Raw genomic sequence first — 11832 nt, forward strand, 5'->3', positions numbered from 1 at the left:
AAAAATGTTAAGCATAAAAAATCTACAAGCCTCAATAGGCGATAAAGAAATTCTTAAAGGAATTAACCTTGAAGTAAAAGCAGGTGAAGTTCACGCCATAATGGGCCCTAATGGAGCAGGAAAAAGTACCCTTTCTGCAATTATTGCCGGAAACGAAAACTATGAAGTAACCGAAGGAGAAATCTTATTAGACAATGAAGATATCTCAGAATTAGCTCCTGAAGAAAGAGCGCACAAAGGTGTATTCCTTTCTTTCCAATATCCGGTAGAAATTCCGGGAGTTTCGGTAACGAACTTCATGAAAACCGCTATCAACGAAACCCGTAAAGCTAATGGTCAGGAAGAAATGCCAGCCAACGAAATGCTAAAAGTAATTCGTGAAAAATCAGAATTGTTAGAAATCGACCGTAAGTTTTTATCTCGTTCTCTTAACGAAGGTTTTTCTGGTGGAGAGAAAAAACGTAATGAAATCTTCCAAATGGCTATGTTGGAGCCTAAATTAGCTATCCTTGACGAAACCGATTCAGGATTAGATATCGACGCTTTAAGAATTGTTGCCAATGGTGTTAACAAATTGAAAAGTGATAAAAACGCTATCATCGTTATCACACACTACCAAAGATTATTAGATTACATCGTTCCTGATTTTGTTCACGTTTTATACAATGGAAAAATTGTAAAATCTGGCGGAGCTGAATTGGCACATGAATTAGAAGACAAAGGATACGACTGGATTAAAGCAGAAAATTAAAATTTGTTTATAGTTTATAGTTTGTTGTTCAGGCAAGAACGATAAACAAAAAACCATAAACCATAAACATTGTAAAAATGGAATTAAAAGAAAAATTACTATCGTCTTTTATGGCTTTTGAAGAGCGCGTTGATGTTCATTCTGAACTGCATGATGTTAGAACTTCAGCTATAAAAAACTTTGAAATAAAAGGTTTTCCAACTAAAAAAGAAGAAGCCTGGAAATATACTTCGCTAAATGCCATTCTGAAAAATGACTTTACCGTTTTTCCTAAAAAAGACAGCGCTATAGAATTCAATCAGGTAAAAAAATACTTTATTCACGAAATTGATACTTATAAAGTTGTTTTTATCGACGGTATTTTTAGCTCACACCTATCATCAACCACACACGACGGAATTGATGTTTGTTTGATGTCTTCGGCATTGACAAAACCAAAATATAAAATGGTTATTGATAACTATTTTAACAAAATTGCAAGCAAAGACGACAGCTTAACTACATTAAACACTGCTTTTTCTTTAGAAGGAGCTTACATTAATATCCCAAAAAGTAAGGTTGCCGACAAACCTATTGAGATTATGTATTTCTCAACAGGAAATGAAGCTGCTTTGATGGTTCAGCCAAGAAACTTAGTCATTGTAGGCGAGAATTCACATGTGCAAATTATTGAGCGTCACCAAAGTTTAAGCGAAAATCCTGTCTTGACCAATTCAGTTACGGAGATTTTTGCTCAAAAACGCGCTATTGTGGATTATTACAAAATCCAAAATGACGACCTTGAAGCTAATTTAATCGACAATACTTACGTTTCACAACAAAAAGAAAGTCACGTATCTGTTCACACTTTCTCTTTTGGAGGAAACCTGACCCGAAACAACCTGAATTTCTACCATTTCGGCGAAAGATTGACGAGTACACTGAACGGAATCACAATTATTGGCGAAAAGCAACACGTAGATCATTATACTTTAGTAAATCACGCGCAACCAAATTGCGAGAGTTTCCAAGACTACAAAGGAATTTTCTCTGATCGTTCCACAGGAGTTTTCAACGGAAAAGTATATGTGGAGAAAGAAGCACAAAAAACCAATGCGTTCCAAAAAAGCAACAACATTGTTTTGAGCGACAAAGCTAGTATTAACGCCAAACCACAATTGGAAATTTTTGCCGATGATGTAAAATGTTCTCACGGTTGTACTGTGGGTCAATTAGACGAAACAGCTTTATTCTACATGCAACAACGCGGAATCCCTAAAAAAGAAGCCAAAGCCTTGTTGATGTATGCTTTCTCTAACGCAGTTATCGAAAACATCAAAATACCGGAATTAAAAAAACGAATCACTACTATTATCGCCAATAAATTAGGTGTGAAATTAGGATTTGATTTGTAGTTTTTTTAACCACAAAGTTAAATGAGTCCTTCGACAGACTCAGGATGATACGCAAAGGGCACAGAGTTTTACCGAACTTTGTGTCCTTTGTGATTTTATTTTGTGTGCTTTGTGGTCAATTTATAACTATAAAAATCGCTCCTATAGATTAAACTGATATCACAATCAATCAAAACAAATAATTGCAGTTAAAAACAATTTTAGTTTTAGTACTTTTGTAAAGTAGATTTTTTCTAAATAAGTTATGTTAGACATTCAAAAAATAAGAGCCGATTTTCCGATTCTGAATCAAAAAGTGAACGGAAAACCCTTAGTATATTTCGACAACGGAGCCACTTCGCAAAAACCTCAGGTAGTTATTGATGCTATATCAAAATATTATCAGGAAATAAATGCTAATATTCACCGCGGTGTTCACACCCTTAGTCAATTAGCAACCGATGCCTACGAGATTGCCCGTGGCAAAGTGCAAAATCACATTAATGCCAAACACGCTCATGAGGTGCTCTTTACTTCAGGAACTACTTTTGGAATCAATTTGGTTGCCAATGGTTTTGCTGCGATTTTAAAACCGGGCGACGAAGTTGTTGTTTCACATTTAGAGCATCATAGCAATATTGTGCCTTGGCAAATGCTTTGCGAAAAAACCGGAGCTAATCTAAAGGTCATTCCTATGAATGAAAACGGCGAATTGATTATGGCCGAATATGACAAATTACTTTCTGATAAAACTAAAATCGTTGCAGTAAATCATATTTCTAATGCTTTGGGAACTATCAATCCTATCAAATACATGATTGATAAAGCACACGTAGTGGGTGCTGCAATCCTGATTGACGGAGCACAATCGGTACCGCATTTAAAACCGGATGTTCAGGCTTTGGATTGTGATTTCTATGCTTTTTCAGGACATAAAATGTGTGGTCCAACAGGAACCGGAATTTTATACGGAAAAGAAGTATGGTTGAACAAATTACCTCCTTATCAGGGTGGTGGCGAAATGATTAAGGAAGTTACTTTCGAAAAAACTACTTACGCCGAACTACCTCATAAATTTGAAGCCGGAACACCGCATATTGAAGGAGGAATTGTACTGGGAACAGCTATCGATTATATGAATGAGGTAGGTTTTGAAAACATTCAACAACAGGAATTAGAATTGTTAGCCTATGCTACCCAAAAACTTTCAGAAATTGAAGGTTTACGCATTTATGGAAATTCTAAGAATAAAACCTCGGTAATTTCGTTTAATATAGAAGGAATTCATCCTTATGATATTGGTAGTATTATTGATAAATTAGGAATAGCTGTAAGAACAGGTCACCACTGTGCGCAACCGATTATGAATTTCTTTGGTATTCCGGGAACCATAAGAGCTTCGTTTTCTTTTTATAATACAAAAGAAGAAATCGATGCTTTGGTAGAAGCTGTTAAAAAAGCCCAAATGATGTTATCATAAAATCAAAACATGAAACTACTATCGTTATTATTCCTAACCATTTTTCTAGGCAAAGGCTGCGAAGGAGTTTCTCAACAAAATATAGAAACGGCTCAACTTATCTATACCGCTAACAGCAGAGGATTTTTTCAGGAAATTAGCATCGAAAAACATACTGTCAGTGTAAAAAAAGACAGAAAAGGAAAAGCAGTTCAATCAAAAATCTCTGATACCGACTGGAAAGAACTAATTGTTCTTTTTAAGAAAGTCGATTTAGAAGAAATAAAAAATTTAAAATCGCCAACTGAAAAACGCTTCTACGATGGTGCGGCTATAGCGAATTTGAAGATAAATTATGGAGGAAAAAGCTATGAATCACAAAGTTTTGACCATGGATTTCCGCCCAATGAAATAAAAAAAATAGTGACTAAAATAAATTCATTTGCAAAACAAAACAATGAAAATTAAAGATATACAAGACGAAATTGTTGACGAATTCTCGATGTTTGACGACTGGATGCAGCGTTATGAATACATCATCGAATTAGGAAAAAACCTTCCATTAATCAAAGAAGAATTTAAAGTTGACGAAAATTTAATTAAAGGTTGTCAATCCAAAGTTTGGTTACAAGGAGAACAAAATGATGACAAAATTATTTTCACTGCAGATAGCGACGCCATATTAACCAAAGGAATCATTGCGATTTTAATTCGTGTGTTTTCAAATCAGACTCCAAAAGACATCATTGATGCAGACATGAGTTTTATTGATGAAATAGGATTAAAAGAGCATTTATCGCCTACCAGAGCCAATGGTTTGGTTTCGATGATTAAGAATATTAAGATGTATGCTTTGGCATTTAATGTAAAAAATTAATTTTTTTTAACCATAAAGAACATATAAGTCAAACTCTTATAAACTTATATGGTTCAAAAAAAGCCACGCTAACTTATATTAACTTTTAAAAAATAAATCAAAAACTTAAATGACTTATATGTTAAAAAAACAAGTCATATAGTTTAACAAAAATAGAAATAAAATGGAACAAGAAATAGATACCAACGAATTAGGAGAATCAATTGTAAAAAAATTAAAAACCATTTACGATCCGGAAATCCCTGTAGATATTTACGAATTAGGATTAATTTATGATGTAATGGTAAACACTGATTACGAAGTAAAAATCCTGATGACACTTACTTCTCCAAACTGTCCTGTAGCGGAAAGTTTACCAAGAGAAGTAGAAGAAAAAATTAAATCCATTCCGGGTGTAAAAGGTGCTGAAGTAGAAATTACTTTCGATCCGCCTTGGAGCAAAGACTTAATGAGCGAAGAAGCTAAATTAGAATTAGGAATGCTTTAAAAAAGAGTGTTCAGTGAACAAGTTTTTAGTATTCAGTTATTTTACTGACCACTAAAAAGCTGAATACTGACCACTTAATATTAAAAAAATGGAAGAAATAATTAACAAAGTAGCTAACAGTGCCTTGGAAGTATTCGATCTCGAAGATTACTATCCAAAAGGCATTCGTACGCAAATTGATATTTCGCAATGGTTACTCGAAGGATTTTTATTAAAAGAAAAAGACTTTAGAGAGCAACTTAAAAATCATGATTGGACGCAATATCAGGATCATTATGTTGCTATCTATTGCAGTACCGATGCTATCGTTCCGGCTTGGGCATCCATTTTAGTTGCCATACAACTGGCTCCTTTTGCCAAAAAAATCATCAATGGAAACAAAGAAGATTTAGAGGCAGCATTGTATGAAGAATTACTTCCTAAACTGGATTATACCACTTACACCAACAAATCGGTGATTATTAAAGGCTGTTCTAAGAAACCGGTACCTATGCGTGCTTATGTTTTGGCGGCACATCATTTACAGCCTTTTGCCAGAAGTATTATGTATGGTGAAGCTTGTTCGGCAGTTCCGCTGTACAAAGCGCCTAAAAAAGCCTAAAAGCTATATTTATTGAATCAAATGCTACTTTACCAGTAGCATTTTTTTTATATTTACTATTCAAAAATCACTTTAAATATGAAAAATCTACTTCTAATATTCGTATTTACATTTTCTGTTTTTTATACAAAAGCCCAAGAAACCATAAAAGACACCACTAAACTTTGGACAAAAAAAGGCAATATGTCGTTATTATTAAGTCAGTCAGCTTATAACAGGCAATGGCTGGGCGGCGGAACTTCTAATGTAGCAGGGAATTTTAATTTAAACTACGATTTTAATTACAAAAAAGGGGATGTGGTTTGGGACAACAAATTTATTCTGGCTTACGGACTAAGTAAAATAAAAGGAAACGAGAGAACAGCCAAAACCGATGACCGTCTTGAATTAAATTCACTTTGGGGTAAAAAATCAACCGCTAAAAACTGGTATTATTCGATGTATTTTAACTTTAGATCCCAGATGGACACCGGAGTTGACAAAAACAACTTAAAAATATCTCACTTTTTCTCTCCAGCTTATTTTCAGCTTGGTCCCGGTTTTTTATGGAAAAAAGACGATAATTTAAGTGTTAACATTGCTCCTGCCGCAGGAAAATTAATTTTGGTACACAAACATTTTACCGAACTCGGCTCTTCTTTTGGAGTTTTACAGGGAGATAATTCCCGGGTAGAGTTTGGAGCAAGTGTTTCGGCTTATTTTAAATTCAATGCCATTACTAATGTGTCCATCGAAAATCGTTTGAATATGTATTCAAATTATTTGGAAGACCCACAAAATGTGGATATCGACTATCAAATGAATGTGGTGATGAAAATCAACAAATACCTCTCGGCAAATATTGCCTTGCAAACCATCTACGATGATAACGCCATCAAAGCAGTTCAGGTAAGAGAAATATTTGGATTAGGCGTAAATTATGGTTTTTAAATTTTCATAATTATACATCAAAAAAATCCCTTTTTAGAACTGAATCTAAAAAGGGATTTTTTGTAATTTAAAAAAAGTATTATTCCTCTTCTTTTTCAACAACATCCTTATAATCCGGATACAGGAATTTATTGTATGGAAAACGAGTAATATGAATTTGCCTTACAGCCTCATAAACTCTTTCTCTGAATTCTTCAAAATTCTGCTTATTAGTAGCCGAAATAAACAAAGCATTTTGCTCTCCTACACGACTCATCCAGGTCGATTTCCATTCGTCAAGCGTATAATGTTTGGTGGTTTTTTCAGTCATTAAATCATCTTCATCGATAGTTAAATGACGGTAGGCATCAATTTTATTGAACACCATCAAAGTAGGTTTATCGCTGGCTTTAATGTCCACTAAAATCTGATTTACCGAAGCAATATGATCCTCAAAATCAGGATGTGAAATATCGACTACGTGTAATAACAAATCGGCTTCGCGAACCTCATCCAGTGTACTTTTGAAAGATTCAACCAATTGTGTTGGTAATTTTCGAATAAATCCTACTGTATCCGAAAGCAGGAACGGAAGATTCTTAATCACCACTTTTCGAACCGTAGTATCCAACGTGGCAAACAATTTATTTTCGACAAAAACATCACTTTTCCCAATGGCGTTCATCAAAGTAGATTTACCCACATTGGTATAACCCACCAAAGCCACACGAACCATAGCACCGCGATTGCTGCGTTGGGTTCCCATTTGCTTGTCGATAACTTTGATTTTTTCTTTCAACAAAGAGATTCTGTCACGTACAATACGACGGTCGGTTTCAATCTCAGTCTCTCCGGGACCACGCATCCCGATTCCTCCTTTTTGACGCTCCAAGTGTGTCCACAATCCAGAAAGTCGTGGTAATAAATATTGACATTGTGCCAATTCCACCTGGGTACGAGCATAAGAAGTTTCGGCGCGTTGCGCAAAAATATCCAGAATCAAATTGGTTCTGTCCAAAATTTTACAATCGATAATTTTGGAAATATTCTTTTGTTGCGAAGGCGTTAATTCGTCATCAAATATAATTGTGGAAATACCATTTTCTTTTACATAATAATGAATCTCCTCAATTTTTCCTGTACCTAAAAAAGTTTTAGGATTCGGTTTATCCATTTTTTGCGAAAAACGTTTCACCACCTGTCCTCCTGCGGTAAAGGTCAAAAACTCCAGTTCATCCAAATACTCATTAAGTTTCTCCTCGCTCTGGTTTTGGGTCACAATACCTACAATGACCGATTTTTCAAAATTTATTACTTCTTTTTCTAACATGTCTTTAAATAAGGCTACAAATTTAATGATTTGGCGGATATAGTATTAGAAATTATATTTTTATAAAAACATAATTCTTCATTATAACAATCAAAAAGCTTTTTATCAATACTAATTGCATCCATTTTTATCCATTTATTAACCAATTCAGCTTTTTCTTGTTCTACAACCACTACTTTTTTACCTATAGAAAACAACACAAACCATTGATTATATTAACTTTATAATTAATTAAACCTACTTTCTTATAACAACAAAAATCACACAGCAATAAAGGCTTTAATTTTATTAATCCAATTTTTCAACCTTAAAATACATAACCAAAAGATGAAACTACAATTTTTAAAATGCTTTGCCTTTACCGCTGTTTTCTTAGGCTTGCAACAAACCAGCCAAAGCTTTGCGCAAGAAAACAAATCAATCCCTGACCAGAAATGGTGGAAAGAAGCGGTAGTTTATCAAATTTATCCCAGAAGTTTCAAAGACAGCAATGGTGATGGAATAGGAGATTTAAAAGGGATTATATCAAAACTCGATTATATAAAGAGTTTAGGAATAGATGCTGTCTGGCTTAATCCAATATACGCTTCACCAAATGATGATAATGGTTACGACATAAGCAACTACCGTGAAATCATGCCTGATTTTGGAACTATGGAAGATTTTAATGTATTGCTAAAAGAAATGCACAAACGCAATATTAAGCTTATCATGGATTTAGTGGTTAACCACAGTAGTGATGAACATGAATGGTTTAAACAATCCCGAAGTTCGAGGGACAATCCTTATCGAAACTATTACCACTGGTGGCCAGCCGAAAATGGAAAACCTCCTTACAGATGGAGTTTTTTTGATGTTAACAGTGATGCCTGGAAATATGATGCACAAACCAATTCCTATTACCTGCATTATTTTTCACAAAAACAACCTGATTTGAATTGGGAAAATCCTAAAGTAAGACAGGAGGTATATGACATTATGCGTTTTTGGCTCGACAAAGGAATCGACGGATTTCGAATGGACGCTTTTCAATTTGCTTCCAAAGACACCACTTGGCCTGAATTGCCAAAAGGATTTGAAAAAAACATCATCAAATATTATGGTGTAGGTCCTCATTTGCACGAATACCTGCAAGAAATGAATAGAGAAGTTTTTAGTAAATACGATATAATGACCGTTGCCGAAGGTGCTGGTAGTTCTCCTGATGATGCTTTACTATTTGTAGATCCAGACCGTAAAGAACTTAATATGGCCTATCACTTTGAAAGTGTTGACATTGGTAAACATGTTAAGGATTTTGGATTAGTTAAATACAAAGAAATTTTCTCCAGATATGACGAAAAATTCAAAGACAAGGGATGGTTATCCATTTTTATTGCCAATCATGACCAACCCAGAATGGTCAGTAAATTTGGAAATGATACACCTGAATTCAGAGAAATATCATCCAAAATGCTTTCAACCTTTGTCATGACCATGAGAGGAACACCCTATTACTATAATGGTGATGAATTGGGAATGATTAACATTCGCTTTGATTCCATTAATGATTATCACGATGTTGATACACGAAATAAATATTTTGGACTTAAAAGCCGCGGTGGAGATGTAAAAGCCTTTTTAGAAGAACAAAAACAAACGGCAAGAGAAAATGGAAGAACTCCTTTTCAATGGGATGATTCTTTAAATGGCGGATTTACAACAGCAATTCCATGGCTAAAAGTAAATCCAAACTACACTCTAATCAATGCAGCAGCACAGGAAAAAGATCCCAATTCGGTTTTAAATTATTTTAGAAAACTGATTCAAGTCCGAAAAGCAAACCCAATTTTAATTTATGGCAAATACACTTTATTAGATAAAGAAAATCCGGATGTTTTTGCCTATACAAGAGAATTAGAAGGAAAAAAAGTACTGGTACTACTCAATTTTTCAGAAAAAAATACGAAGGCGAATATTAATTTGAACATCAAAAAAGCAAAAGTCCTGATTGCAAATTATGGTAACGTCACTAAAGATGGCTCTTTAAGACCTTATGAAGCCGTTCTGTACGAATTATAAACGAATTGTATCTGACTTTTATTCCATAAAAATGCCCCAAAAAGTTAATGTTCTTTGGGGCATTTTAATTGTTTTATGTTTTTTTAATAAACTAATTTACCGAAATCAGTTTTACTTCAAAAATCAGTACCGAACCTCCCGGAATACTACCATAATCACTTCCGCCATATCCTAGTTTGGCAGGAATAACTAATAAAGCACTTCCGCCTTCTTTTAAATAAGAGATTCCTTCTGTCCAGCCTTTAACCACCTGACTCAAACCAAAAGAAATTCCTTTGTCATCACTTTGATCAAATACTTTTCCGTCCATAAAGTAGCCTTTGTATGCTACAGTTACATTAGAGGCCGGAGTGGCTTGTTTTCCTGTTCCCGGATTATTGATCACATAGTATAATCCAGACTCCGTTTTAGTTCCTTTTAATCCTTTTTTAGCAACATAGTCTTCAATTTCTTTTTCATTTTTAGCAATGTAAGGAATCTCGCTTGGAGCTACACTACTACTTTCGCTAGTTTCACTATTTTCTTTTTTACAAGAAATAAAAAGTGTCATAATCAATAGTGCCGATAATAAATGTTTCATAATTAAATTATTTTTTAAGAGAAGCCAAATATAATAAAATAATGAAAACCTAATCTCCATAAACCTGAACATCATCCACTAAAAAAGCACCATCTAAAGCTAAATTTCTACCCGAACCAATATATTTAAAAGCAATATTGATTTTTCCTGTATAACTGGACAAATCAATCGCCCCCGAACCAATAAACTCATTCCAGGGTGTAGCCTGAGTTGGAATTCTTGCCGCAACTTTAGTCCAGGTAGCCGTTTTAATATCAAGCCCGTCAAAATTAGTGGAAACATAAACTTCAAGCGTATTTAACGGAGAGTCCACATCGAGATGATGTTGCGCCGTTCTAAACGAAAGACTTTCATTAGTATGCAAATCCATATCTATTTTAGGCGAAATCAACCAAACAATATTCGACACAACCTTAGTTCCCGTTATTGCAAATTCGGCATAACCGTTAGTGGATGAAATTCCGCCTTTCCAGACTATGGCTCCTGCTTGTATGATGTTATTCCAACCCGGCAAACTCAAATTTGTCCCATCAGAAACCGATTGAAAATCTTCCACAAAAAAAGGAATATTTCGTTTTCCCGACATTTGAACATCGGCTTCCTTTCTGGCAATTAATTGGTAATCGGTCGCATATTTAGTTAGAACGCCCCGCACTTTTCCGCTTCCGTTTGGCACCGTATTTTTTGAAAAATCAGCAAAACTGCTCGTCCTGAAAATAAGCTGATTTCCACTTTTGTCCACTAAATTCCAATTGGTCGCACCACCTACATCATTCGTTTCCTCATAATAATGTCGCCCGATTGCCGGCTCGGTAAACTGCACATCCGATAATTCAATCAGTGTGTTCAAATGACTATCGTTAATTTCACTTAAACCAATCGACCGAACCAATTGCTCTTCTTTCACAGTAGTACAAGAAGCATTTAATATCTTTTTATAATCGTTTTGCGAAAGTCGCCCCACACCACCCTGATTAAAAGCATTTACATACAAACTCCCAATTCGCAAACCACCATAATACAAATCGGTGTATTGATCTTTTAATTTTACATACACCTTATTCCCGATCCGATAATCCACATACAAATTAGTCGCATCAATTGGAACACTAAACCCAATTGAAGGAGTTGTAGCGGTAGCCAGAGTTTGAAACGAAATTGTTTTAAAGAAATTCCCGTTTTCATCACTGGAAACCACATAGCCTTCTATCACATCGTCATAAGGATATTGGACAACAATTTCAGCTGAAGTTTCTTTGATATTCGCTACGGTTTTGTTTACTGTAAAATCGGGCTGATTGCACACTAACTTCGGAATTTCCGTTGCATCATTGGCACAAGCACCCAAGACTAGTATCAAAAATAATCGAAAAGTAAAATTTTGCATAACTTCTAAAATTTTAA

At 34.7% G+C, this 11832-nt stretch carries 12 protein-coding genes; 9 read left to right on the forward strand and 3 right to left on the reverse strand.

The features are described 5' to 3' along the window. Positions 1 to 4: 4 nt before the first annotated feature. The 8 genes from sufC to IEV84_RS02665 all read left to right on the forward strand — a co-directional run bounded on the left by sufC (position 5) and on the right by IEV84_RS02665 (position 6478). Entirely contained in the window at positions 5 to 751 is a 747-nt protein-coding gene (gene sufC, locus IEV84_RS02630; RefSeq protein ID WP_188492128.1) for a Fe-S cluster assembly ATPase SufC, read from the forward strand. Between the two features lie 77 nt (positions 752 to 828). Then, entirely contained in the window at positions 829 to 2145 is a 1317-nt protein-coding gene (gene sufD, locus IEV84_RS02635) for a Fe-S cluster assembly protein SufD (protein WP_188492130.1), read from the forward strand. A gap of 244 nt (positions 2146 to 2389) precedes the next feature. Continuing rightward, positions 2390 to 3604, forward strand: a complete 1215-nt coding sequence (locus tag IEV84_RS02640; protein ID WP_188492132.1) for an aminotransferase class V-fold PLP-dependent enzyme — start codon at positions 2390 to 2392, stop codon at positions 3602 to 3604. Positions 3605 to 3613: 9 nt separating this feature from the next. Next, positions 3614 to 4051: a hypothetical protein gene (locus IEV84_RS02645; protein ID WP_188492133.1), complete on the forward strand. Its 438-nt coding sequence runs from the start codon at positions 3614 to 3616 to the stop codon at positions 4049 to 4051. Then, positions 4041 to 4460: a SufE family protein gene (locus IEV84_RS02650; RefSeq protein WP_188492135.1), complete on the forward strand. Its 420-nt coding sequence runs from the start codon at positions 4041 to 4043 to the stop codon at positions 4458 to 4460. The genes IEV84_RS02645 and IEV84_RS02650 overlap by 11 nt, the downstream gene beginning before the upstream one ends. Before the next feature lie 163 nt (positions 4461 to 4623). Continuing rightward, positions 4624 to 4947, forward strand: coding sequence for an SUF system Fe-S cluster assembly protein (locus IEV84_RS02655; protein ID WP_188492137.1), 324 nt, complete (start codon positions 4624 to 4626; stop codon positions 4945 to 4947). Between the two features lie 88 nt (positions 4948 to 5035). Beyond that, positions 5036 to 5548 carry a DUF2480 family protein gene (locus tag IEV84_RS02660; RefSeq protein ID WP_188492139.1) on the forward strand — a complete coding sequence of 171 codons (513 nt, stop codon included), beginning with the start codon at positions 5036 to 5038 and terminating at the stop codon, positions 5546 to 5548. Between the two features lie 78 nt (positions 5549 to 5626). Next, positions 5627 to 6478, forward strand: a complete 852-nt coding sequence (locus IEV84_RS02665; RefSeq protein WP_188492141.1) for a DUF3078 domain-containing protein — start codon at positions 5627 to 5629, stop codon at positions 6476 to 6478. Positions 6479 to 6557: 79 nt separating this feature from the next. On the opposite strand, the gene hflX is transcribed toward IEV84_RS02665, so the two are convergent. Further along, entirely contained in the window at positions 6558 to 7787 is a 1230-nt protein-coding gene (hflX, locus tag IEV84_RS02670; RefSeq protein ID WP_188492143.1) for a GTPase HflX, read from the reverse strand. A 327-nt stretch (positions 7788 to 8114) separates the two neighbouring features. Here hflX and IEV84_RS02675 point away from each other — a divergent pair, with 327 nt between their 5' ends. Beyond that, positions 8115 to 9848, forward strand: a complete 1734-nt coding sequence (locus IEV84_RS02675) for a glycoside hydrolase family 13 protein (protein ID WP_188492145.1) — start codon at positions 8115 to 8117, stop codon at positions 9846 to 9848. Positions 9849 to 9939: 91 nt separating this feature from the next. Here the strand turns inward: IEV84_RS02675 and IEV84_RS02680 are convergent, their stop codons facing one another. Both IEV84_RS02680 and IEV84_RS02685 read right to left on the reverse strand, forming a co-directional pair. Continuing rightward, positions 9940 to 10428, reverse strand: coding sequence for an FKBP-type peptidyl-prolyl cis-trans isomerase (locus IEV84_RS02680; RefSeq protein WP_188492147.1), 489 nt, complete (start codon positions 10426 to 10428; stop codon positions 9940 to 9942). A gap of 49 nt (positions 10429 to 10477) precedes the next feature. Continuing rightward, positions 10478 to 11815 carry a DUF5689 domain-containing protein gene (locus IEV84_RS02685; protein ID WP_188492149.1) on the reverse strand — a complete coding sequence of 446 codons (1338 nt, stop codon included), beginning with the start codon at positions 11813 to 11815 and terminating at the stop codon, positions 10478 to 10480. Between the last annotated feature and the right edge of the window lie 17 nt (positions 11816 to 11832).

The sequence above is a fragment of the Flavobacterium palustre genome (assembly GCF_014639535.1).
In the GTDB taxonomy this organism is placed as follows: domain Bacteria; phylum Bacteroidota; class Bacteroidia; order Flavobacteriales; family Flavobacteriaceae; genus Flavobacterium; species Flavobacterium palustre.